Consider the following 22,852-nt stretch of genomic DNA (forward strand, 5'->3'; position numbering starts at 1 on the left):
GTGAATTGTCAGAGCGCGTCGGGCCCGCGCTCGCCGGTACGGACCCGGACGGCCGTGTCGACCGGGAGGCTCCACACCTTGCCGTCACCGATCTTGCCGGTTCGGGCGGCCTTGACGATCACTTCGATGAGCTGATCGGCGTCGGCGTCCTCGGTGAGGACCTCGATCCGGATCTTCGGTACCAGGTCGACGGTGTACTCCGCACCACGGTAGACCTCGGTGTGACCGCGCTGGCGGCCGTAGCCGCTGGCCTCGGTGACGGTGAGGCCGTGGACTCCGAAGGCCTGCAGGGCTTCCTTGATCTCGTCGAGCCGGTGCGGCTTGACGACGGCGATGATGAGCTTCACGCGTCCACCTTCTTGCTGGGGGAGGCGTCCGCCTCACTGCCGGCGCTGTCCAGACCGGTTCCGACGCTGCGGGAGCCGACGCCCGCGAAGTCGTAGGCGGTCTCGGCGTGCAGGATCTGGTCGACGCCGGTGACCTCCTCGTCCTCGGTGACCCGGAAGCCCATCGTGATGTCGATGAGCTTGGCGAGGATGACGGCGCACACCAGGGAGTAGCCGAGGACCGCGCCGACACCGATGAACTGCTTCCACAGCTGGGTGAAGCCGCCGCCGTAGAACACGCCCTTGGCGGTCTGGCCGACACCGCCGGTGGCGAAGAAGCCGATGAGCAGCGAGCCGATGATGCCGCCGACCATGTGGACGCCGACCACGTCGAGCGAGTCGTCGTAGTTGAAGCGGTACTTCAGGCCGACCGCGGCGGCGCAGAGCACACCGGCGATGACGCCGACGGCGATCGCGCCGAGCGGCGAGACCGAGCCGCAGGCGGGGGTGATGGCGACCAGGCCGGAGACCGCGCCGGACGCGGCGCCCAGGGTGGTGAAGGAGCCGTGGCGCAGCCGCTCGTAGATGAGCCAGCCGAGCATGGCGGAGGCGGTGGCGACCTGGGTGTTGGTGAAGGCGACGGCGGCGACGCCGTCGGAGCCCAGCCAGGATCCGGCGTTGAAGCCGAACCAGCCGAACCACAGCAGACCGCAGCCGAGCATGACCAGCGGCAGGTTGTGCGGGCGCATGGGGTCGCGCTTGAAGCCCTTGCGCTTGCCGATGACCAGGATCACACCGAGGGCCGCGGCACCGGCGTTGATGTGCACCGCGGTACCACCGGCGAAGTCGATGACGCCCTTCTTGAACAGCCAGCCGTCCGAGGCCCACACCCAGTGCGCGACCGGGAAGTAGACGACGGTGGCCCACAGGGTGATGAACAGCGACCAGGCGGTGAATTTCACCCGGTCGGCCAGGGCGCCGCTGATCAGCGCCGGGGTGATGATCGCGAACATCAGCTGGAAGACGGCGAATACGTAGATCGGAATACCGTATCCGGGCCAGAGCTCGGAGATCCCTATGTGGCGCATGCCCAGCCAGTCGGTACCGCCCATGAATCCGTTACCGGTGTCGAAGGCGAAGCTGAATCCGTACAGCGTCCACAGAATGGTGATGATGCCAAGGCTGATGAAGCTCATCATCAGCATGTTCAGGGCGCTCTTGACCCGCACCATCCCGCCGTAGAAGAAGGCGAGACCCGGGGTCATCACCATCACCAGGGCGGCGCTGATCAGCATGAACGCCGTACTTCCGGTATCGAGCTTGGGCGCATCAGCGGCCAGCGTCATGATGGCTGGTGCCATCGGCGTCTCCTCGTCATCCGAACGGCCCGTGCGGGCGGTGCAAAGGGTGGGCCGGTTTTCGCCATGAGATTGGCTGAGCCGGGTTTCCGTCGATGCCGTACGGTGTAACGCCGTCGTGACGAAGAAGTCGCGCATGTTACGCGAAGATGAACCGTCTCGTGGTGTGGTGAAGGATGTATACGAGTTACGGATGGGGCTGGCCCCGGTGGTTCGGACCGGGGCGCGCGGGCTAGGCGGACTCGGCGACTTCCGGGAGTTCCTCGGAGAGCCGGTCGGCGAGGTGCACCACGGCGGGTACGTCGCCGAAGTCGCGGACCGCGGTGTGGGTGGTCGTGCGGATGCGGGTGTTGACGCGCTCGGAGCGGACGCGCTTGGCGATGGTTATGGCCTGTTCGGTGAAGTCGGCGGCGGCTTCGGGCTCCCGCATCAGCAGATGGACGGAGCCCATGCCCACCAGGTTGAGAGCATAGGCCCGCTGATGCACCTGGTCCTCACGGAAGCCCTCCACGGCCAGCGCCATCTCCGGGTGGGCCAGGGTGGCGTAGGTGGGGCTGCGGCCGGCCACATAGGCGAGGTCGCGGTAGGAGTGGGCGTTCTCCGCGTGCAGTTCCGCCTCGTTGAAGAAGCTGATCCAGGCCGGGTCCTCGGCGGGGCGGCTGTCGGCGAAGGTGTCCTCGGCCATCCGGACCGCGCGGTGGCACTTGTTGACCTGGCCCATGTTGGCGTACGCGCGGGCCTCCAGCGCGTGCAGCATGGCCTGGGTGGTGGCGCTGGCGGAGTCACGGCTGCCGTACTGGGCCAGGTGCAGGAGTTCCAGGGCATCGTCGGGCCGGTCCAGATGGATCATCTGGCGGCTCATCGAGGACAGGATGAAGGCGCCCAGCGGCCGGTCGCCGGCCTCGCGGGCCGCGTGCAGCGCCAGCACCAGGTATTTCTGCGCGGTGGGCTGCAGCCCCACGTCGTAGCTCATCCAGCCGGCCAGCGCGGCCAGATCGGCGGTGAGCCGGTACAGGCGGCGGGTGACGCCCTCCGGGTGCTGCTCCTGGAGCAGGTCGGTGACCTCGTGCAGCTGGCCGACGACGGCTTTGCGGCGCAGGCCGCCACCGCACTGGTTGTCCCACTCGCGGAACATCACCGCGGTGGCTTCGAGCAGCTGGAGCTCCTGCTCGGACAGCCGGGAGGGGCGGCCGCCGGCCTCGCGGGCCGCGGAGATCAGCGGGGCGGGCGGGCCCGAGGGCGAGCTGGGCACCAGCCAGCGCTGCATCGGCTCCAGCAGGGCGGGGCCCGCGGACAGCGCCAATGAGGCGCCGAGGAAGCCGCGGCGGCCCAGCATCAGGTCGCTGCGGGAGAACTCGTTGATCAGCTGGACGGTCTGCGGCCCGGCCCACGGCAGGTCCACGTCGCCGCCGGCCGGGGGCTGGTGGGCGGAGCGCAGTCCGAGGTCCTCGACCGCGACGACACAGCCGAAGCGCTCGGAGAACAGCTCGGACAAGATGCGCGGGATCGGCTCGCGCGGCTGCTCGCCGTCGAGCCAGCGGCGCACCCGGGAGGTGTCGGTGCTGACGTGATGGGCACCCATCAGGCGTGCCCGGCGGTTGACTTGGCGCGCCAACTCGCCCTTGGACCAGCCACTGCGCACGAACCATGAGTTCAGTTGCGCGTTGGGCTCTTTCTCCACTGTGGCGCCCACGGCCAAAGCCCCCATCCCGCTTCCGTCAGACCCCTGGATACCAGGGTCTGTTGAGTCCTGTCGCCTGTATCCCGGGATCGGCTCCCGGCCGATCGTGCGGTACGCGGATGCCCGCGGCATATCCCGGAGTGCATCAGGAGTGCGCTCGGGACTCATCAACTGAACGTAGTCCTACGGTTACCCATCCAGCGACCGCTCTTGGGGAAACGCCACCATTCGCCACCCCTTCGAATGAACCCGACTCCCGTTGCAGACGATTCACTTGACACACGCGGATCGGATGAGGTCAGGCGGGTGCGTAACCATCGGCAGCGGCGATCCGTTGGAGGTGTCATGGTGTTCACGATCGGCGGCATGCGGGAGATCCGGGAGATCCGGCAGCAGCGGACCGGCGTGCGAAACGCCGCGCGGATGGGGGCGCTCATCGGCGCACGCACCGGCGCGCGACGCAGATCGCACGCCGCGATGTGCCTCAACGTAGCGGAGTACGCCGGGCTCTGCGGCTGGGCCGTGGTGCCCGGCGCGCGGGCTGTTCGGGGCGGTGGCGCCTGCTCGTGCGGGGACGACGGCTGTACGGCGCCGGGCGCGCATCCGCTCGCCTTTGCCGGTGAGATCCCGGCCGGGGCCGCCCTGGAGGAGGCCGCCGAGGCGTGGGCGCGGGTGCCGGGGGCGGCGGTGCTGCTGCCGGTGGGCCGCTCGTTCGACGTCATCGAGGTGGCCGAGGCGCCCGGCCGCCGCGCTCTGGTCCGGCTGGAGCGGATGGGGCTGGGTCTCGGCCCGGTGCTGCTCACCCCGACCGGGCGCGCGCAGTTCCTGGTGGCCCCCGGCGCCGCCGCCGAGCTGCCCCACCTGCTCTACCGGACGGGCTGGGACGACGCCCGGCTCGACCTGCGCTGTCTGGGCCCCGGTGACCATGTCACCGCTCCCCCCTCCGACCTGGGCGGCCTCGGCCCGGTCCGCTGGCTCCGCGAACCCCGCCTCGACGCCAGGCCCCAGCTCCCGGAGGCCCGGCTGCTCCTGGGCACGCTGGCGTATGCCAGCCACCGGGAAGGTGTCTCCGCGTAGGGCGCGGGGGCAGGGACTCCGGGCCGGGGGTCCTGGTACGGGTGAGGGGCCCCGCCTGATGGCGGGGCCCCTCACCCGTACCAGGACCGGGGGTGGGACGGGTCCGGCTACTCCCCGATCAGCGCGTCCACGAACGCCTCGGGTTCGAACGGGGCCAGGTCGTCCGCTCCCTCGCCGAGGCCCACCAGCTTGACCGGCACGCCCAGCTCGCGCTGGACGGCGACGACGATGCCGCCCTTGGCGGTCCCGTCGAGCTTGGTGAGCACGATGCCGGTGATGGCGACCACCTCGGCGAAGACCCGGGCCTGGACCAGGCCGTTCTGGCCGGTGGTGGCGTCGAGGACCAGCAGCACCTCGTCGACCGGGCCCTGCTTCTCCACCACCCGCTTGACCTTGCCCAGCTCGTCCATCAGGCCGGTCTTGGTGTGCAGCCGGCCGGCGGTGTCGATGAGCACGGTGTCGGCGCCCGCCGCGATGCCTTCCTTCACCGCGTCGAAGGCCACCGACGCGGGGTCGCCGCCCTCGGGGCCGCGGACCGTACGCGCGCCCACCCGCTCGCCCCAGGTCTGGAGCTGGTCGGCGGCGGCGGCGCGGAAGGTGTCGGCGGCGCCGAGCACGACGCTGCGGCCGTCGGCGACCAGCACCCGGGCGAGCTTGCCGGTGGTGGTGGTCTTGCCGGTGCCGTTGACCCCGACGACCAGCACGACGGCCGGGGTCTCCTCGTGGCTCTCGGTGCGCAGGGTGCGGTCGAAGCTGGGGTCGACGAGGGTGATGAGTTCTTCCCGCAGCAGGGTGCGCAGCTCCTCCGGGGTCCTGGTGCCGAGCACCTTCACCCGGGTGCGCAGCCGGCCGACCAGTTCCTGGGTGGGGGTGACGCCGACATCGGCGGTGATGAGGATGTCCTCGATCTCCTCCCAGGTCTCCTCGTCCAGCCGCTCCCTGGACAGCAGGGCCAGCAGGCCCTTGCCCAGCGAGTTCTGCGAGCGCGAGAGCCGGGACCGCAGCCGGATCAGGCGGCCGGCCGCCGGTTCGGGCAGCTCGATCGCGATCGGCGCCCGTGCCTCCTCGGGCGCCTCCGGGGCGGCGGTCCCGCCGGGCAGCGGGACTTCTTCGATGGTCCGGCGGGGTTCTTCCCGCGGGGTTTCGGCCTCGTCCCCGACCTGCGGTTCGGCTGGAGGCTTGGTGATCGTCGGGGCGCTCGGCGGCGGGGGCGGCAGCTGCTGCTTCTTGCGGCGGCTGCCGACCACCAGCCCGCCGGCCCCGAGAAGCACGACCACGGCGATGACGACGACAAGGATCACAATTTCCATAACCACCCCAGTATCTGCCTTTTATTGCCGCGGCCTCGCCTCCGGCCGCTGAGACCCGGTGTGGACGTACGACAGGCCGGGCAGACCTTAGCCCATCTCCTCCAGGCTCTTCCCCTTGGTCTCCTTGACGAAGCGCAGCACAAAGGGGATGGAGGCGACCGCGAAGCCCGTGTAGATGACATAGGTGCCCGAGAGATCCCAGCTCGCCAGGCTCGGGAAGCTCGCGGTGATCGCCCAGTTGGCGATCCACTGGGCGGAGGCGGCCACTCCCAGCGCGGCCGCGCGGATCTTGTTCGGGAACATCTCGCCGAGGAACACCCAGACCACCACGCCCCAGGACAGGGCGAAGAAGAGCACGAAGACATGGGCGGCGACCAGTGCGACCGTGCCCTGCAGATTGGGCAGGGTCGCGCCGTGCTTGTAGGAGAAGGCCCACGCCTCCAGGGCCAGGGAGACCGCCATGCCGACCGAGCCGATCAGGGCCAGCGGCCGCCGGCCGATACGGTCGACGAAGAGGATCGCGATCACCGTACCGATGATGTTCACGATCGAGGTGGTGAAGGAGTACAGGAACGAGCTGCTGGGGTCGATGCCGACCGACTGCCACAGGGTCGAGGAGTAGTAGAAGGCCACATTGATGCCGACGAGCTGCTGGAAGGCGGACAGGCCGATGCCGATCCAGACGATCGGCAGGAAGCCGAACCGGCCGCCCAGCAGATCGCGGAAGCTCGCCTTGTCGTCACGCCTCATCGCGGTGTTGATCTCGGCGACGCGGGCGTCGAGGTCGACATGCCCGCCCTCGACGTCGGCGAGCACCGAGCGGGCCTCGTGCTCGCGGCCGACGGTGAGCAGATAGCGCGGGGATTCGGGGATGGCGAAGGACAGCAACCCGTAGATCACCGCGGGGACGACCATCACGCCGAGCATCAGCTGCCAGGCTTCCAGGCCGAGGATGTGGCCCCGCTGGTCGCCGCCGGCTCCGCGCAGTATGGCGTAGTTCACCAGCTGGGAGACGGCGATGCCGAGCACGATGGCGGCCTGCTGGAAGGAGGCCAGCCGGCCGCGGTAGGCGGGCGGGGAGACCTCGGCGATGTAGGCGGGGCCGATGACGGAGGCCATGCCGATCGCGAAGCCGCCGATGATCCGCCAGAAGGAGAGCTCCCACAGGGCGAAGGGCAGCGCCGAGCCCACCGCGCTGATCACGAACAGCGTGGCGGAGATCTTCATGCAGCGGATGCGGCCGATGCGGTCGGCGATCCGGCCGGCCACCGCGGCGCCGATGGCCGAGCCGATCAGCGCGATGGCGACGACCTGCGCCAGCGGCGCGGAGCCGATGCCGTACTTGCTCCGGATGGCTTCGACGGCGCCGTTGATCACCGAGCTGTCGTAGCCGAAGAGGAAGCCTCCCATGGCGGCGGCGGCGGCGATGAAGATGACGCGGCCGAGGTGCTCGGGCGGCGACGGTTTCGGACCGGTGGCCGCTGTTGTCCTGATGGTCGTCAAGGGGGTCCTCCTCGGGCTCGGCGTTGAGCCCTCACATGAGGGTCTGGATCTTCAAGTGTTGGCCGAGCTCTTCCCGGCCACCACTCGAACGTCTCGGCAGAGTCGCGCAGACTATGCCGACGGATCCCGCTGTTCCCTCAGACGGGCTGCCGCTTGCCGTGCCTCAGCCGCTGGCTGATCACCTTGGACACCCCGTCGCCCTGCATCGAGACGCCGTACAGGGCGTCGGCGACCTCCATGGTGCGCTTCTGGTGCGTGATGACGATCAGCTGGGAGCTCTCCTGGAGCTCCTCCATGATCCGGATCAGCCGCTGCAGATTGGTGTCGTCCAGCGCCGCCTCGACCTCGTCCATCACATAGAACGGGCTCGGCCGCGCCTTGAAGATCGACACCAGCATCGCCACCGCCGTCAGCGACCGCTCGCCGCCGGACAGCAGCGACAGCCGCTTGACCTTCTTGCCGGGCGGCCGGGCCTCGACGTCCACCCCCGTGGTGAGCATGTTGTCGGGGTCGGTGAGCAGCAGCCGGCCCTCGCCGCCGGGGAACAGCCGGGAGAACACTCCCTCGAACTCCCGGGCGGTGTCGTGGAAGGCCGCGCTGAACACCTGCTCGACCCGCTCGTCCACGTCCTTGATCACCTGGAGCAGGTCGGCGCGGGTCTTGCGCAGGTCCTCCAGCTGCTCGGTGAGGAACTTGTGCCGCTCCTCCAGCGCCGCGAACTCCTCCAGCGCCAGCGGGTTGACCTTGCCGAGCTGCGCGTATGCCTTCTCCGCGGCCCGCAGCCGCTTCTCCTGGTCGGCGCGTACATAGGGAACGGGCTGGTTGCGGGCGGCCCCCGGGTCGTCGGGCAGGATCTCGCCCTCGGCCGGCGGGGACGGCGGCACCTGCTGGTCCGGGCCGTATTCGGCGACCAGCCCGGCGGGCTCCATGCCGTGCTCCTCCAGCGCCTTGGCCTCCAGCTGCTCGATGCGCATCCGCTTCTCGGCGCCCAGCACCTCGCCCTTGTGGACGTCGCCGGTGAGCCGGTCGAGTTCGCTCTTCAGCTCACGGCCGCGGCGGCGCTCGGTGCCGAGCGCCGCCTCCCGCTGGGTCCTGGCCTCTTCCGCCGCGGCGCGCTCGGCCTCGGCGCGGCCCAGCGAGACCTGTACGCATTCCAGCAGGCCGCGGGCGCCGGCCACCACGGCGGCGGCCACCGAGGCCTCGTACGCCAGCCGGGCCCTGCGCTGCTCGGCCCTGGCCCTGGTCTCGCGTTCGGCGCGGGCGGCCCGGTCGAGTCCGTCGGCGCGTCCGGCCAGGCCCTTGACCCTTTCCTCGTGGGTACGCACCTGGAGGCGGGCCTCCATCTCGGTCTGCCGGGCGTTGGCGCCGTCGGCGGCGAGGCGGTCGCGGACGAACGTGTCCGGTTCCTCGTCGCCGGGCTCCTCCTGGGCCTCGCTCAGCCGGTAGGACAGCTCTTCGAGTTCCTCCCGCGCGGCGGCCCGCGCCTCCTCGGACCGTACGACGGCCGCCGCCGCCCGGTCGGCCTCGCCGGCCGCGGCACGCGCCTGCCCGCCGAACCGGCCGAGCTGCTGGGCGACCGACGACTTCTCCTTCTCCGCGGCCCGCCGCCGCTGCCCCAGCTCCTCCACCGTCCGGGCGGCGGCGGCCCGCCGCTCCTTGGCCGCCTGCTGCTGCTCGGCCAGCCGGCCGCACAGCTCCTCCAGCCGGACATGCTCGGCGGTGGCCTCGTCGACCTGGGCCTGCACCTCCAGCAGACTGGGCGCCTTGGCCGAACCGCCCTGGGCGAGGTGGGCGGCCAGCACATCGCCCTCGGCGGTGACCGCGGTCAGCGCGGGATGCCGTATCACCAGCGCCTCGGCGTCGGCCAGCGAGTCGACCACCGCGGTGCCGGCCAGCAGCCGCCGTACGGAGCCGCTCAGTTCCTCGGGTGCGGCGACCAGGTCGGCCGCCCAGCGCGCGCCGGCCGGCAGGCGCGGCGGCTCACCGGCCGGCCCGGAGTGGGCCGGCTCGACGTGGGGGGCGCCGGCCAGCAGCAGGGCGGCGCGCCCGGCGTCGTCCTTGCGGAGCAGCCGCAGCGCCTCGGCCGCGGCGGAGGGGCCGGTGACGGCCACCGCGTCGGCGGCCGCGCCGAGAGCGGCAGCGACCGGGATCTCGTAGCCGGGGGTGACCCTGAGCAGGGCGGCGGCCGAGCCGAGCACCCCGGCGGGGCGCTCGCCGTCGTCGCCGAGCAGCGCTCCGGTGCCGTCCTTGCGGCGCAGCGCGGGGGCGAGGGCGTCGCGGCGGGCGGCGACGGCGGCGCGCCGGCGTTCGGCGCCGGTGGCCGCTTCGCGGGCCGCGCTGAACTCCTCCTCGGCGGCGGCCTGCTCGGCGCGGGCGGCCTCGTAGCGGGCTTCCAGCTCGGAGTCGTCGGCGTCGAGGCCCTCGACCTGGGCGCGCAGTTCCTCGTAATCGGCCTGCGCGGACTCGGCGCGGTCGCGGGCCTCGTCGCGGGCGGCGGTGAGCCGGCCGATCTCGGCCTCGGCGGCGGCGGCCTTGGAGCGGGCGGCGTTGACCTGGCCGTTGAGCCGGGCCAGTCCCTCGCGGCGGTCGGCGATGGCGCGGGCGGCGGCCTTGAGCCGGGTCTCCTCCTCGGCGAGGCGGTGTTCGAGTTCGGCGCGGTGGTCGACGGTGTCGTCCAGGGCACGCTGGGCGGCGTCGAGGGCCTCGGTGAGTTCCGCCTCCTGCTCGCGGATGCGCTCGGCCTCGCGTTCCATGTCCTCCGGGTCGCGGCCCCTGCGTTCCTCGGCGGGCTGGCCGGTGGCGTGCCGGTGACGCTGTTCGGCCAGGCCGATGGTGCCGCGGACCCGTTCGGACAGCTGGGACAGCGCGTACCAGGTGGCCTGGGCGTCGTTGACCCGCGGGGTGAGGGCGCGGACCTGCTCCTCCAACCGTGCCTCGCGGCGCAGCGCGTCGGCGAGTTCGGCCTCCACCGTGTCCCGGCGCTGCTTGAGCGCGGCCTCGTCGGCGACCTCGGCGCGCAGCGCCTCCCGCAGGGTCACCAGGTCGTCGGCGAGCAGCCGCAGCCGGGCGTCGCGCAGATCGGCCTGGATGACGGCGGCGCGGCGGGCGACCTGGGCCTGACGGCCGAGCGGTTTGAGCTGGCGGCGCAGTTCGCCGGTGAGGTCGCTGACCCTGGCCAGATTGGCCTGCATGGCATCCAGCTTCCGCAGCGCCTTCTCCTTGCGCTTGCGGTGCTTGAGGACGCCGGCCGCCTCCTCGATGAACGCGCGGCGGCCCATCGGGTCGGCGTGCAGCACCGAGTCCAGCTGGCCCTGGCCGACGATGACGTGCATCTCCCGGCCGATGCCGGAGTCGGACAGGAGTTCCTGGATGTCGAGCAGCCGGCAGGTGTCGCCGTTGATCTGGTATTCGCTGCCGCCGTTGCGGAACATGATCCGCGTGATGGTGACCTCGGTGTACTCGATCGGCAGTACGCCGTCGGAGTTGTCGATGGTCAAGGACACCTCGGCGCGGCCCAGCGGGGGGCGGCCGGTGGTGCCGGCGAAGATGACGTCCTCCATCTTGCCGCCGCGCAGCGACTTGGCACCCTGCTCGCCCATCACCCAGGACAGCGCGTCCACCACATTGGACTTGCCGGACCCGTTGGGGCCGACGACGCAGGTGATTCCGGGTTCGAAGCGCAGCGTCGTCGCCGAGGCGAACGACTTGAAACCGCGCAGCGTGAGGCTCTTGAGATGCACGCCGGTCGACTCTACTAGGGCTGCTCGGTTTCACCGCTGAATGTGCAGGGCACACCAGACGTAGAGCAGGGCCGTTCAGGGTAAGCACGGTGGTACGGGAGGCGTGGCACAGACGAACAACAGGGGACGACACAGCGGTGGGAAAGACGAAGGGACGCCGAGGCGTCCCTTGCACCACTGTCTCACGCGGTGTCCGCGACACCCGTCCGGCCGAACGGACCGGATCAGGCGGGTACGGGCTCCGCGCGAACTACGTCGAGGCTGCTGAGCAGCGACTCTTCATGCGACGCGACAGACAGCGCGTCGTTCTCAGCCTGCATCCGGTTGAGCTCGGATTCCAGGTCCTGAACGCGCTGCTGCAGCCTTCGCATCTCGGCGAGGAGTCGCGGGTCGGGACCGCCGACGTAACCGAGAAGCGCCTTTGCCATGATGGATGGTCCTCCACGCTGAGTGACCGACCGAAAGCGGTATGGTCGTGGGTGAGGGTGTGTTCGCTCCCGCACAGGGTGTTGTGAATACTCCACGGCCGCCGCTTGTCATTCCTCGGGGCCGCGATGCGCGGGGCTTTTAGCGTCTCACCATTTCAGGGGACGGTCAACACGATCACAGCTCAGCCGTCGGGTCCGCCTCAGAAAACACGGCGCCGACCGCGCCGTGGGCTACTCGTCGGGCTTCGAGATCATCCTCGATGGGGGCAGCCTGACACGGCATCCGCCGGATGGCAACAGGTTGTGTTCAGCGAATCTCGAATCGCTGATAACCGCCTCGGGGCACCCCCCAGATTTCGGTCACTCCGTCGACCCGGCCGGGCGTGTCGCCCTCCCGCAGCCAGTCGAGCAGGAGTTCGCACCGATCACGCGGACCCTCGGCCACCACCTGCACCCGGCCGTCCTCCAGATTGCCCGTGTAGCCCGACATACCGCCGATCCGCAGCGCCGTCTCCCGGGTCCACCAGCGGAACCCGACACCCTGCACCCGGCCGCGCACCCAGGCGGTGAGCCGGACATTTTCGTTCATGTACGCACGCTATCCCCCCGGTTCCGGATGGATCACATCGCCGGCGGGCGCGATTCGCTACAGTCGCCCACCGACGGGATTTCACTCGTTCGGGCTACGGCCCGGGCAGTACCGGAAGCAGTGAGGAGCGCGGTACATGGGGCGACACAGCCGTCATGCGCAGCCGGCAGCACCGCAGCCCGGCCCCCGCGGCCACCGGGGGCGGCGCAAGCACCACCCGGTGCGTACGGGGTTGTTGGCGTCGTCCGCGGCGATGGCGGTGGGCGCGGTCGCGGCCTCGTCCGGGCTGCTGTCCGGTGTGACCGGCCAGCTGCCCCACCGGGACGGTGAGGGCGGCCGTCTTCAGGCGGGCCAGGCGGACGGCCCCGGCCCCGCCCCCGCGGCGCCCGGCAGCGACATACCCTCGCCGCTCGGCGGGAGCACCACCCCGGCCGGCGGCCCCACCACCGCGCCCGGCGCCTCGCCCGCGGCCACTCCCGGCGGCAAGGCCGCCACCCCGCGCCCCAGCGCCTCGCCGCGCGGCACCACCGCCCCCGCGGCGCCGACCAAGCCCCCGGCCCCGACGCCCACCCGCACCACCGCGGCGCCGACCACCCCGGTGGTGACGCTCGCCCCGGCCAGGACCGCGCCCGCCGAGACACCGGTGTCCTCCGACGCGGTGACCGCCGCCCGCGCCCAGATCCTCTCGCTGGTCAACGACCAGCGCGCCACGGCCGGCTGCAAACCGCTGACCGCCAGTGCGGACCTGGACCAGCTCGCGCAGAACTTCAGCGACGACATGGCGGCCCGCGGCTTCTTCGACCACACCGATCCCGACGGCCACACCCCCTGGGACCGCGCCAAGGCGCTCGGCATCACCAACCTCGGCGGCGAGAACATCGCCCGCGGCCAGGCCGACGCCCAGGCGGTCATGGACGCCTGGATGAACAGCCCCGGCCACCGCGCCAACATCCTCAACTGCGACTACACCACCCTCGGCGTGGGCATCCACTTCGGCACCGGCGGCCCTTGGTGGACGCAGGACTTCGGCTTCTGAGCCGGGGATTACCCTGGCTGCATGAGCGAGCCGACCGGGGACGCCACAGCGGGCGGGCAGGACGGCGCGGCGCCGTCGGAGCCGTTCGACGTGTTCGCGCGGAACTGCCCCTCGCGCGGCGCCCTGGAGCATGTCACCGGGCGCTGGGGCGGTCTGACGCTGTGCGCGCTGGCCGGCGGCACGCTGCGCTTCAACGAACTGCGCCGCCGGGTGGACGGGATCAGCGAGAAGATGCTCTCCCGTACGCTCCAGGCGCTGGAGCGCGACGGCCTGGTGGTCCGGGAGGCGCGGCAGGCCCATCCCCCGCACGTCGAGTACCGGCTCAGCCCGCTCGGCGAGGACACCGCGCGGCGGCTGCGTGCGCTGATCGACCTGGTGGAGGGCCGGATGCCGGATGTGCTCGCGGCCCGGGGCTGCTACGACAGGGCGCGCGGCACCGGCTGACAGTGCGGGCAGAAGTAGCTGGAGCGGTTCATCCAGGAGCGGCGGCGGATCGGGGTGCCGCAGCGCCGGCAGGGTTCGTCCTCCCGGCCGTACGCGTCCAGCGAGCGGTCGAAGTAGCCCGACTCGCCGTTCACGTTGACGTACATGCTGTCGAAGCTGGTGCCGCCGGCCGCCAGCGCGGCGCCCATCACCTCGCGGACGTGCGTGAGCAGTTCGGCGGTCCGCGGGCGGTTCAGTGACGCGGTCGGGCGGTCGTAGTGCAGCTTGCTGCGCCACAGCGCCTCGTCGGCGTAGATGTTGCCGACGCCGCTGATCAGCGACTGGTCGAGCAGCGCGCGCTTGATGGTGGTGCGCTTGCGGCGCAGCGCCGCGTGGAAGGCGTCGTCGTCGAAGGCCGGGTCGATCGGGTCGCGGGCGATGTGGGCCAGCGGCTGCGGCAGCTGCTCCGGGTCGCCCGGCACCGTGTCGTGCAGCGAGAGGCCGCCGAAGGTCCGCTGGTCCACGAACCGCAGGTCGTTGCCTTCGTCGTCGGCGAAGGTGAAGCGGACCCGCAGATGGGTCTCGGCGGGCGCGTCCACCGGGCGGATCAGGAACTGCCCGCTCATGCCGAGGTGGGCGACCAGTGAGAGGTCGTCGCTGACCGGCAGCCAGAGGTACTTGCCCCTGCGGTGGGCCTCGCCGAGTACGGTGCCGCGCAGCGTCTTCGCGAAGTCCTCCGGGCCGGCCGCGTGGCGGCGTACGGCGCGGGGGTGCAGCACGGTGACGTCGTCGACGGGCCGGCCGCTTGCCCAGCGGGCCAGGCCGCGCCGGACGACTTCGACTTCCGGCAGTTCGGGCACGGCGGCTCTCCTTCTCCTGGCGTTGTCCTGGCGTTGCCCCGGCAGAAGCGGGTGCGCCCCGCAGCGGTGCGCCGACCCGCGGGACGGCACCGCCCCGAGGGGGCAGTCGCGGTCGGATCCGGGCCACCGGCCGGTGGCCGGTTGCCCGCGCGGTTCCCCGCGCCCCTCACGGGGCGCCACGCGGCGCCAGCCGCACCTGGACAACAGCCCCGCGCCCCTGCGGAGCGCAACCCGGAGGAGCACTACCCGAAGGGGCGCGGGGGTCAGCCGGCGGCCGGGGTGGCCGTCTTCCGGATGCTGCGCCAAGCCGCCTCAGCGGCTTGCTGCTCCGCTTCCTTCTTGCTGCGGCCGGTGCCGGTGCCGTACTCGACACCACCGACGCGGGCGGCAGCCGTGAAGGTCTTCTCGTGGTCGGGGCCGGATTCGGTGACACCGTATTCGGGGACGCCGAGACCTTCGGAGGCGGTGAGTTCCTGCAGGGAGGTCTTCCAGTCCAGGCCGGCGCCGAGATTGGAGGATTCCTCGATCAGGGGGTCGAAGAGACGGTGGACGAGTTCGGAGGCCGCGTCGAGACCCTGGTCGAGATAGACCGCCCCGATCACCGCCTCCAGGGTGTCCGCGAGGATCGATGCCTTGTCCCGGCCGCCGGTTCCCTCTTCGCCCCGGCCGAGCCGGATGAACGCGCCCAGGTCGAGCCCGCGGCTGACCCCTGCCAGGGCCCGCGAGTTGACCACCGCGGCCCGCAGCTTGGCCAGTTGGCCCTCGGGCAGGTCGGGGTGGGTGCGATAGAGGGTGTCGGTGACCACCAGGCCGAGCACGGAGTCCCCGAGGAACTCCAGTCGCTCGTTGGTGGGCAGCCCGCCGTTCTCGTAGGCGTACGAACGGTGGGTCAGCGAACGCACCAGAAGGGCGGGTTCGAGGTGATACCCGAGCCGCCCTTCCAGAAGCGTGTGGGACGAGGCTTTGTCCGCGGCCTTCGGCGACACCGATGCGTCTGACGTGGAGGACACTGAGCCTGTCACCTGCCGATCAGACCTCGAGGACCTGACGGCGGTTGTAGGTGCCGCAGCTCGGGCACGCGATGTGCTGGAGCTTCGGCTCGTGGCAGCGCTCGCACGCCACCAGGCTCACGGGCGCAGCCTTCCACTGCGAACGGCGGTGGCGCGTGTTACTGCGCGACATCTTCCGCTTCGGAACAGCCACGGCTACTTCTCCTGGTTCTTGTCGGCGTCGTCTCCGGCACCGTTCAGCGGGTTGGTGAGATCCTGCTTCAGATCCTGCAAGGCCGCCCAACGGATGTCGGTGACCTCATGGTGGTGGTCCGGGTCGTCCGCGAGCAGGGCCCCGCATTCGGAGCACAGGCCCGGGCAGTCTTCCCGGCACACCGGCTGCAGCGGCAGTGCGAGCACCACCGCGTCCCGCAGCACGGGTTCGAGGTCGAAAAGATCGTCCTCGAGTTCAAGCACGTCCTCGTCCTCGGCGTCGTCACCGGCTTCGTCCTTGCGGGCGGTCCTGGTGTCGGCGTCGGGGTAGGAGAACATCTCCTGGAAGTCCGCGTCCAGCTCGCGCCGGACCGGCTCCAGACACCTTACGCACTCCCCCGCCACCGGCGCGCGGACGGTGCCGGTGACCAGCACACCCTCCACGACCGACTCCAGGCGGAGCGCCAGCTCGACGGTGGCGCCTTCCGGTACCCCGATGACATCGATGATGCCGAGGTCCTTGGGGGCGGGCACCGAGCGGGAGACCTTCTTCATCGCGCCAGGACGACGACCCAGCTCGCGTGTGTCGAACACGAGCGGGGCATGGTGGTCGAGGCGGGTGTTCAGGGCTTCCTGCTTTCATCGGTACGACCTGTCCGCGCCCTTCGCGGGTGGGCAGGCCAAAGCGCCGGCGATTCACACGGCTGGAAGTGACAGGATACTGGACGCGCAGCCCCCGCCCAAACAGAACCGGGCCGGGGCCGGCGCGCGGCGCGCTCAGCGCCCCTGTTCCAGCTCCCGCAGCCGGTTGAGGTCGATCATGCCGGTGTCGAAGAAGCTGGTCTCGTCCAGCGCGGCGGGCTGCGGGACGTACCCGTCCTGCTGCTGGTACGGGAGCTGCGGCGGCTGCGGGGGGTAGCCCTGCTGGTCGTAGCCCTGCTGCGGGTAGCCGTACGAGGGGTCCTGCGGGTAGGCCTGCTGCTGTGCGTACGGATCGGCCGGGTATCCGGCCTGCGGTACGTACTCCTGCTGCTGGTCGTAGCCCTGCTCGGGCTGCTGCTGCTGCTCGTAGCCCGCCTGCTCCGGCACATAGCCGTAGGCGGCCGCCGGGTCCTGCGGGTAGCCGTAGGCGGGGTCGGTCTGCTGGGCCGGGACGGCGGGCGGCTCGTAGCCGTACTGGCTGAGCTCGGCCTGCTCCCGCGCCACCGGGGCGGCGAGTCCCGCCATGTAGTCGGCGTCGCTCTGCCGGTGGGTGCCGGTCTGCTCGCCGATGCCCTCGGCGGCGTCCGCGGCGGCCATCTGCGCGGCCAGGTCGTCGATCGGGTTGTGGCCGGTGAGCTTGAGCCGGCCGCGGCCGACCGCCTCCAGCGTCTTGCTGAGCACCGCCTCGAAGGCGCCGAGCTTGGTGTCCACGTACTCGTCGGCGCGGCGGCGCAGCGTCTCGGGGTCGGTGCTGCGCTCGGGGGCGTCCGGGTCGTCCTCGGCGTACTCCTGGCCGTACTGGTCCTCGGCGTAGGGGTCGCGGCCCAGCAGCTTCTCCCGGCCGCGGTCGACCGAGCCGATGGTCTTGGTGAGCACCACCTCGAAGTTGGCCAGTTTGCTGTCCACGTAGTCGTCGGCCTCGGCGCGGATCTCGTCCGCCTCGCGGCGTGCCTCGGCGACGATGCGCTCCGCCTCGTCCTGCGACTGGCGGGCGATCTGGGTGTCGGAGACCATCGAACCGCGTTCGGCGTGCGCCGACTCGATGATCCGCTGGGCTTCGGCGCGTGCCTCCTGGACCATCTGCTCGCGGCCCCCGAGCAGTTCCTCGGCCTGGGACAGCGAGGTCGGCAGCGCCGCGGAGACCTCGTCGAGCATGGCCAGCAGCTCGGCCCGGTTCACCACGCAGGAGGCCGACATCGGCATCGACCGGGCGCCGGCGACGGCTGCCGCGATCTCATCGAGCTTCTTCTGGACGTCCACGACGAAGACTCTACTGCTGCCGGAGCTTGGCGGTGAGCGCGTCCAGGACGGGCACCGGCACCAAGTGCGAGATGTCGCCGCCCCATTGGGCGACTTCCTTGACGAGGCTGGAGGACAGGAAGCTGTAGGCGGGATTGGTGGGGACGAAGAGGGTCTCCACGCCCGACAGGCCGATGTTCATCTGCGCCATCTGGAGCTCGTAGTCGAAGTCGCTGACCGCTCGCAGGCCCTTGACGATGGCCGGGATGTCGCGCTGCTTGCAGAAGTCCACCAGCAGGCCGTGGAAGGACTCGACCTTCACATTGCCGAGTTCGCCGGTGACCTCCTCGATGAGCGAGATCCGCTCGTCGATGGTGAACATGCCGTCCTTCGCCTTGTTGATCATCACGGCGACGTGCACGGTGTCGTACAGCCGGGCGGCGCGGGCGATGATGTCGAGGTGTCCGTTGGTGATGGGGTCGAAGGACCCCGGACAGACTGCGCGGCGCAAGAGTGGCTCCTCGCTCTCCGGACGGGTGCTGGGACTGAGGCTGCTGGAACTCATGGCGGCTCGTGTCGACTCGGGCGGGCTCATGACCCGGCGGTGACTTCGGCGGCGCGACCGTACCAAAGAGTCGCTTCGCCGTAGCGCCGGGAGCGCGAGCCCTCGAACCCGGGCGGCCAGTCGAAGGCACCGCCCCGGGTCCTGCGCTCAACGGTGACCAGCGCCCGGGCGGTCAGCCAGTCATTCGACCGGAGTGTGAGCAGGATCTCGCGGAGATCGTCGTCGGGGACGTCGTAGGGCGGGTCCAGGAACACCACGTCGTAGCGCGGCCCGGGGGCGGGTCCTGCCACCGTCTTCTCGGCCCGGCCGGTGCGGACCTCGGCGCCGGGCAGCCGCAGCGCGGTCACGTTCTCCCGCACCACCCGGGCGGCGCGCGGGTCGGACTCCACCAGCAGGACGTGCTCGGCGCCGCGGGACAGCGCCTCCAGCCCGACCGCGCCGGAGCCGGCGTACAGATCGAGGACGCGCGAGCCGTCCAGGGAGCCGCGCAGCGACTCCCAGGCGGAGAACATCCCCTCCTTGGCCCGGTCCGAGGTGGGGCGGGTTCCGGTGCCCGGCGGCACGGCCAGGCGACGCCCGCCGGCGGCGCCGGCGATCACACGGGTCATGAGGGGCTCACGGGCACGAGACTACCTCCCGGCCGGGCCCGGCCCCGATCCGCTCGCCCCCTGATCCGGGGGTCAGGGGTCCGCCCCCGCTACCCCTTGTCCAGGAACTCCTCGCGGTCCGCGTCCAGCAGGCTGTCCAGGGCGCTGCGCAGATCGGGGTGGGCGGCCAGCTCCGGGTCGGCGGCGACGACCGCGGTGGCCTCGTCGCGGGCGGCGGTGATGACGTCCTCGTCGTTCATGACGGTCAGCACCCGCAGCGAGGACCGGCTGCCGGACTGCGCCTGGCCCAGCACATCGCCCTCACGGCGCTGTTCGAGGTCGATCCTGGACAGCTCGAAGCCGTCGAGGGTGGCGGCCACCGCGTCCAGCCGGGCGCGGGCCGGGCCGGCCTCGGGCACCTCGGACACCAGCAGGCACAGCCCCGGCGCGCTGCCCCGGCCGACCCGGCCGCGCAGCTGGTGCAGTTGCGATACGCCGAACCGGTCGGCGTCCATGATCACCATCGCGGTGGCGTTCGGCACGTTCACGCCGACCTCGATGACGGTGGTGGCCACCAGGACGTCCACCTCGCCCTCCGTGAACCGGCGCATCACGTCGTCCTTGGCGTCCGGCGCCATCCTGCCGTGCAGCACCTCGACCCGGAGCCCGGCCAGCGGGCCGGCCGCGAGCTGCTCGGCGGTCTCCAGCACGGCCAGCGGGGGCCGGCGCTCACCGTCGTCGGCCGGCTGCTTCTTCCCGGCGCTCTTCGCGTTCTTCGTGCCTTCGGCGTCCCTGGGGTCCTTGGCGTCTTTGGTGTCCTTCACGTCCTCGTCGTCGCCGATCCGCGGGCACACCACATAGGCCTGATGACCGCCCTCGACCTCCTCGCGTACCCGCTCCCAGGCCCGGGCCAGGAAGTGCGGCTTCTCGGCGGCCGGTACGACATGGGTGGCGATCGGCGAGCGCCCGGCGGGCAGCTGGTCCAGGACGGAGGTCTCCAGGTCGCCGAAGACGGTCATCGCGACCGTCCGGGGGATCGGGGTGGCCGTCATGACCAGCAGGTGCGGCGGCTGGTCGGCCTTGGCCCGCAGCGCGTCCCGCTGCTCCACGCCGAAGCGGTGCTGCTCGTCCACCACCACCAGGCCCAGATCGTGGAACTTCACCTTGTCCTCGATCAGCGCGTGGGTGCCGATCACGATGCCGGCCTCACCGGTCACCAGGTCCAGCAGCGCCCGGCGGCGGGCCGCGGTGCCCATCGAACCGGTCAGCAGGACGACTTTGGTGCCGAGGTCGGAGCCGCCGAGCATGCCGCCCTGGGCCAGCTCGCCCATCATCTCGGTGACCGATCGGTGGTGCTGCTGGGCCAGCACCTCGGTCGGCGCGAGCATGGCGGCCTGGCCGCCGGTGTCCACCACGCCGAGCATCGCGCGCAGCGCCACCAGCGTCTTGCCGGAACCCACCTCGCCCTGCAGCAGCCGGTGCATCGGGTGATCGGTGGCCAGGTCGGCGAAGATCTCCGCGGTGACCGCGCGCTGGCCGTCGGTCAGGGTGAAGGGCAGTTTCGCGTCGAACGCGGCCAGCAGCCCGTCTCCCGCCGGCCGGCGCGGTACGGCCGGCAGCGCCGACTCGTCGGCCCTCCTGCGGGCCAGCGCCACCTGGAGGACGAACGCCTCGTCCCACTTCAGCCGCTTCCTGGCGGTCTCGATGTCGGCCTTCGTACCGGGCCGGTGGATCTTCTCCAGCGCTTCGGGCAGCGGCGCCAGATCGCGGCTGGCGCGCAGCGCGTCCGGCAGCGGCTCCCCCACCCCGGCCCACGCCAGGCCGCCCAGCGAGTCCAGCGCGGTCTCCACGGCCTGCGCGATCTGCCAGGAGGTGATCTGCTTGACCGCCGGATACAGCGGGATCAGCCGGTTGGCGAAGGCGTCCACCGCCTCCTCGCCCTCGTCGGCGTCCAGCAGCTGGTAGTCGGGGTGCGCGAGCTGCCGGGTGCGGTTGAAGACGGACACCTTGCCGGAGAACATCCCGCGCCGGCCGGGGATCAGCCGGTGGGCGTGCGCGTGCGCGGCCTTGCTGAAGAACACCAGGGTGAGCGAGCCGCTGCCGTCGGTCACCACCACTTCCAGGCGTACGCCCGAACCCCGGCCGTACGTCCGCTTGTCCGCTTTCGCGATCTGCGCGACCACGGTCACGTACTCGTCCACCGGCAGGTCGGCCAGCCGCGTCAGCTCCCCGCGCTCGGCGTACCGCCGCGGGTAGTGATGCAGCAGGTCTCCGACGGTGCGCAGGCCCAGGTGCTCGTCCAGCACCTTCGCGGTGCGATCGCCGACGAGCTTTCTCAGTGCTTCGTCCAAGGGGTTGCCGCTCATCCCGCCCATCCTCGCGCACGGCGCCGACAATCCGGCGCAGGTCCGCTACTCCACCCCCATCAGCAGCGGTACCGACTGCCTGCCGCCCTCGTAGGTGACCGTGTCCACCGCCAGGTGGACCTCGCGGACGTGGGACTCGATGCGCGGGGCCAGGTCGGCGGGGGCGGTGGCGCCCGGGATGAGGGTGACGAGTTCGCCGCCGGCGGCCAGCATGCGGTCGAGCACGGTGACCGCGGTGGCCGCGAGGTCGGAGCCGATGACGGCCACGTCGCCGTCGATGAGGCCGAGGACGTCGCCGGCCTGGCAGACGCCGGCCATGGTCCAGGAGCGGTGCTCGGCGACGGCGAGTTCGGCGTAGCGGGTGGCGCCGGCGGCGGAGGTCATGGCGACGACGTCCTCGTCGAAGTGGCGGGAGGCGTCGTGGACGGCGAGGGCGGCCAGGCCCTGGACGGCGGAGCGGGTGGGGATGAGGGCGACCCGGACGCCGTCGGCGCGGGCCTGCTCGGCGGCGGCGCCGGCCGCGTGGCGCAGCTCGGCGTCGTTGGGCAGCAGGATCACCTCGCGGGCGTGGGCGCGCCGGACGGCGGCGGCGATCTCGCCGCTGGCGGGCTGCTCACCGGGGCGTACGGCGACGACGGTCGCGCCGGCCTCGGCGCAGAGTCCGGCCAGGCCCTCGCCGTGGACGACGGCGACCACGGCCCGGCGGGCCCGCTCGGCGCCCCGGGGGCGGGTCTGCTCGCCGAAGTGGGAGACCCTGATCCGGTAGGGCCGCCCGGCCTCGATGCCCGCCTCGACGGCGGCGCCGACGTCGTCCACGTGGACGTGCACGTTCCACAGCCCGTCGCCGCCGACCACCACCAGTGAGTCGCCGAGGGCGTCCAGCCGGTCCCGGAGCCTGCGGACCGCGCTGTCGTCGGCCGATTCCAGCAGGAAGATCACCTCGAAGGCGGGACCGCCCGCGGCGAAGTGCCGTTCCTCCGTGCAGGCGGGCGCGGTCCCGTCCTGGTGCCCGCCCTCGTGCCCGTCCCTGCGCTCGTCCCCGTGCTCGTCCCCGTGCTCGGTGTCCCGCTCCGGGGCGAGGGCGTGCTCGTGGCGGAAGGACGTGCCGGCGCCGCCGGCCGCGCCCGGCACCGGGCCCAGCGGCGCCTGCCCGGTCACCGCTTCGCACAGCGCGCCGAGCACGGCCACCAGCCCGAGGCCGCCGGCGTCCACCACGCCGGCCCGGCGCAGCACGCCGAGCTGGCCCGGGGTGCCGGCCAGGGCGGCCAGCGCCCCGGAGTGGGCGGCACCGACCACCTCGGCGAGATCGCCGTCGGCGTCCTGGGCGGCCCGGGCCGCGCCGCTGGCGACGCTGAGCATGGTGCCCTCGACCGGCCGGGCGACGGCCTCGTACGCCGACCGGGCGGCGGCGAGCAGCGCGCGGCGCAGGGCGGGGGCGGGCAGGCCGCCGCCGGCGTCCACCGGGCCGGCCAGTTCCTCGTTCATACCGCGCAGCAACTGCGCCAGGATCGTCCCGGAGTTGCCGCGGGCGCCGATCAGGGCGCCGTGGGACATGGCGCGGAAGGCCTCGGGGAGGGTGGGCAACGGGCCGCCGGTGGTGGTTCCGTGGCCGTCGAAGACCGCCTCCACCGCCTGGGCGGCGGATTCCACCGTCAGATAGAGGTTGGTGCCGGTGTCGCCGTCCGCGACGGGATAGACGTTGATCGCGTCGATCTCCTCGCGGGCCCGCCCCAGCGCCTTGACCGAGAGTCGGCACCAGGCGCGCACCGCGGAAGCGTCGAGCGAGGGCGGCAACAGGTCCTCCTGGGACACCGGATCGTGGGGGCTGCTGCTGGTGAGGGTATCCATCCGCGCGGCGGG

The 22,852-nt window shown here is 71.9% G+C and carries 20 protein-coding genes; 3 read left to right on the forward strand and 17 right to left on the reverse strand.

The features are described from left to right. Positions 1 to 8: 8 nt before the first annotated feature. From ACFO3J_RS04025 to nsdA, 3 genes are all read right to left on the reverse strand, one after another. Positions 9 to 347, reverse strand: a complete 339-nt coding sequence (locus ACFO3J_RS04025; protein WP_093734776.1) for a P-II family nitrogen regulator — start codon at positions 345 to 347, stop codon at positions 9 to 11. Next, the gene (locus ACFO3J_RS04030; protein ID WP_386426185.1) at positions 344 to 1,687 is read right to left on the reverse strand and encodes an ammonium transporter; all 1,344 of its coding nucleotides are present in this window, start codon (positions 1,685 to 1,687) and stop codon (positions 344 to 346) included. The genes ACFO3J_RS04025 and ACFO3J_RS04030 overlap by 4 nt, the downstream gene beginning before the upstream one ends. Positions 1,688 to 1,916: 229 nt before the next feature. After that, complete coding sequence (gene nsdA / locus ACFO3J_RS04035; protein ID WP_386426186.1) at positions 1,917 to 3,392, reverse strand: transcriptional repressor NsdA; 1,476 nt, start codon at positions 3,390 to 3,392, stop codon at positions 1,917 to 1,919. Between the two features lie 318 nt (positions 3,393 to 3,710). Between nsdA and ACFO3J_RS04040 the strand changes: the two genes are divergently transcribed. After that, the gene (locus ACFO3J_RS04040) at positions 3,711 to 4,442 is read left to right on the forward strand and encodes a bifunctional DNA primase/polymerase (RefSeq protein WP_386426188.1); all 732 of its coding nucleotides are present in this window, start codon (positions 3,711 to 3,713) and stop codon (positions 4,440 to 4,442) included. A gap of 107 nt (positions 4,443 to 4,549) precedes the next feature. On the opposite strand, the gene ftsY is transcribed toward ACFO3J_RS04040, so the two are convergent. The 5 genes from ftsY to ACFO3J_RS04065 all read right to left on the reverse strand — a co-directional run bounded on the left by ftsY (position 4,550) and on the right by ACFO3J_RS04065 (position 12,012). Next, positions 4,550 to 5,752: a signal recognition particle-docking protein FtsY gene (gene ftsY / locus ACFO3J_RS04045; RefSeq protein WP_386426190.1), complete on the reverse strand. Its 1,203-nt coding sequence runs from the start codon at positions 5,750 to 5,752 to the stop codon at positions 4,550 to 4,552. 87 nt (positions 5,753 to 5,839) lie between these two features. Further along, the gene (locus tag ACFO3J_RS04050; protein WP_386426191.1) at positions 5,840 to 7,255 is read right to left on the reverse strand and encodes a sugar porter family MFS transporter; all 1,416 of its coding nucleotides are present in this window, start codon (positions 7,253 to 7,255) and stop codon (positions 5,840 to 5,842) included. Between the two features lie 137 nt (positions 7,256 to 7,392). Continuing rightward, positions 7,393 to 10,995, reverse strand: coding sequence for a chromosome segregation protein SMC (gene smc, locus ACFO3J_RS04055; protein WP_386426193.1), 3,603 nt, complete (start codon positions 10,993 to 10,995; stop codon positions 7,393 to 7,395). Between the two features lie 224 nt (positions 10,996 to 11,219). After that, on the reverse strand, positions 11,220 to 11,423 hold the full coding sequence (locus tag ACFO3J_RS04060) for a hypothetical protein (protein ID WP_386426194.1): 204 nt from the start codon (positions 11,421 to 11,423) through the stop codon (positions 11,220 to 11,222). 307 nt (positions 11,424 to 11,730) lie between these two features. Then, on the reverse strand, positions 11,731 to 12,012 hold the full coding sequence (locus ACFO3J_RS04065; RefSeq protein WP_386426196.1) for an acylphosphatase: 282 nt from the start codon (positions 12,010 to 12,012) through the stop codon (positions 11,731 to 11,733). A 136-nt stretch (positions 12,013 to 12,148) separates the two neighbouring features. Between ACFO3J_RS04065 and ACFO3J_RS04070 the strand changes: the two genes are divergently transcribed. Continuing rightward, the gene (locus tag ACFO3J_RS04070; protein ID WP_386426197.1) at positions 12,149 to 13,048 is read left to right on the forward strand and encodes a CAP domain-containing protein; all 900 of its coding nucleotides are present in this window, start codon (positions 12,149 to 12,151) and stop codon (positions 13,046 to 13,048) included. 21 nt (positions 13,049 to 13,069) lie between these two features. Further along, positions 13,070 to 13,492 carry a winged helix-turn-helix transcriptional regulator gene (locus ACFO3J_RS04075; RefSeq protein ID WP_386426199.1) on the forward strand — a complete coding sequence of 141 codons (423 nt, stop codon included), beginning with the start codon at positions 13,070 to 13,072 and terminating at the stop codon, positions 13,490 to 13,492. Here the strand turns inward: ACFO3J_RS04075 and mutM are convergent. The 9 genes from mutM to ACFO3J_RS04120 all read right to left on the reverse strand — a co-directional run bounded on the left by mutM (position 13,465) and on the right by ACFO3J_RS04120 (position 22,840). Continuing rightward, on the reverse strand, positions 13,465 to 14,331 hold the full coding sequence (mutM, locus tag ACFO3J_RS04080; RefSeq protein ID WP_386426201.1) for a bifunctional DNA-formamidopyrimidine glycosylase/DNA-(apurinic or apyrimidinic site) lyase: 867 nt from the start codon (positions 14,329 to 14,331) through the stop codon (positions 13,465 to 13,467). The genes ACFO3J_RS04075 and mutM overlap by 28 nt on opposite strands. Positions 14,332 to 14,594: 263 nt before the next feature. After that, entirely contained in the window at positions 14,595 to 15,353 is a 759-nt protein-coding gene (gene rnc, locus ACFO3J_RS04085) for a ribonuclease III (RefSeq protein ID WP_386426202.1), read from the reverse strand. A gap of 7 nt (positions 15,354 to 15,360) precedes the next feature. Continuing rightward, positions 15,361 to 15,534 (reverse strand): 50S ribosomal protein L32, encoded by a 174-nt coding sequence (gene rpmF / locus ACFO3J_RS04090; RefSeq protein WP_069465182.1) that lies wholly within the window; start codon positions 15,532 to 15,534, stop codon positions 15,361 to 15,363. Between the two features lie 2 nt (positions 15,535 to 15,536). Then, positions 15,537 to 16,160 (reverse strand): YceD family protein, encoded by a 624-nt coding sequence (locus ACFO3J_RS04095; protein ID WP_386426600.1) that lies wholly within the window; start codon positions 16,158 to 16,160, stop codon positions 15,537 to 15,539. 150 nt (positions 16,161 to 16,310) lie between these two features. Then, a complete protein-coding gene (locus tag ACFO3J_RS04100; protein WP_386426203.1) occupies positions 16,311 to 17,495 on the reverse strand; it encodes an ATP synthase F0 subunit B in 1,185 nt (394 codons plus the stop codon). A gap of 10 nt (positions 17,496 to 17,505) precedes the next feature. Then, complete coding sequence (gene coaD, locus ACFO3J_RS04105) at positions 17,506 to 17,985, reverse strand: pantetheine-phosphate adenylyltransferase (protein ID WP_386426205.1); 480 nt, start codon at positions 17,983 to 17,985, stop codon at positions 17,506 to 17,508. Positions 17,986 to 18,065: 80 nt separating this feature from the next. After that, positions 18,066 to 18,647 (reverse strand): 16S rRNA (guanine(966)-N(2))-methyltransferase RsmD, encoded by a 582-nt coding sequence (gene rsmD, locus ACFO3J_RS04110; protein ID WP_386426206.1) that lies wholly within the window; start codon positions 18,645 to 18,647, stop codon positions 18,066 to 18,068. 89 nt (positions 18,648 to 18,736) lie between these two features. Then, positions 18,737 to 20,992: an ATP-dependent DNA helicase RecG gene (gene recG, locus ACFO3J_RS04115; RefSeq protein ID WP_386426208.1), complete on the reverse strand. Its 2,256-nt coding sequence runs from the start codon at positions 20,990 to 20,992 to the stop codon at positions 18,737 to 18,739. A gap of 45 nt (positions 20,993 to 21,037) precedes the next feature. Further along, entirely contained in the window at positions 21,038 to 22,840 is a 1,803-nt protein-coding gene (locus ACFO3J_RS04120) for a DAK2 domain-containing protein (protein ID WP_386426209.1), read from the reverse strand. Positions 22,841 to 22,852: the final 12 nt, after the last annotated feature.

The sequence above is a fragment of the Streptomyces polygonati genome, assembly GCF_042650325.1.
In the GTDB taxonomy this organism is placed as follows: Bacteria; Actinomycetota; Actinomycetes; order Streptomycetales; family Streptomycetaceae; genus Actinacidiphila; species Actinacidiphila polygonati.

Coding starts and splice junctions, on each gene's coding strand:
- ACFO3J_RS04030 (WP_386426185.1), bottom strand. CDS start 1,687: ATGGCACCAGCCATCATGACGCTGGCCGCTGATGCGCCCAAGCTCGAT.
- ACFO3J_RS04070 (WP_386426197.1), top strand. CDS start 12,149: ATGGGGCGACACAGCCGTCATGCGCAGCCGGCAGCACCGCAGCCCGGC.
- ACFO3J_RS04060 (WP_386426194.1), bottom strand. CDS start 11,423: ATGGCAAAGGCGCTTCTCGGTTACGTCGGCGGTCCCGACCCGCGACTC.
- ACFO3J_RS04065 (WP_386426196.1), bottom strand. CDS start 12,012: ATGAACGAAAATGTCCGGCTCACCGCCTGGGTGCGCGGCCGGGTGCAG.
- ACFO3J_RS04075 (WP_386426199.1), top strand. CDS start 13,070: ATGAGCGAGCCGACCGGGGACGCCACAGCGGGCGGGCAGGACGGCGCG.
- rsmD (WP_386426206.1), bottom strand. CDS start 18,647: ATGACCCGTGTGATCGCCGGCGCCGCCGGCGGGCGTCGCCTGGCCGTG.
- ftsY (WP_386426190.1), bottom strand. CDS start 5,752: ATGGAAATTGTGATCCTTGTCGTCGTCATCGCCGTGGTCGTGCTTCTC.
- ACFO3J_RS04040 (WP_386426188.1), top strand. CDS start 3,711: ATGGTGTTCACGATCGGCGGCATGCGGGAGATCCGGGAGATCCGGCAG.
- ACFO3J_RS04120 (WP_386426209.1), bottom strand. CDS start 22,840: ATGGATACCCTCACCAGCAGCAGCCCCCACGATCCGGTGTCCCAGGAG.
- nsdA (WP_386426186.1), bottom strand. CDS start 3,392: ATGGGGGCTTTGGCCGTGGGCGCCACAGTGGAGAAAGAGCCCAACGCG.
- recG (WP_386426208.1), bottom strand. CDS start 20,992: ATGAGCGGCAACCCCTTGGACGAAGCACTGAGAAAGCTCGTCGGCGAT.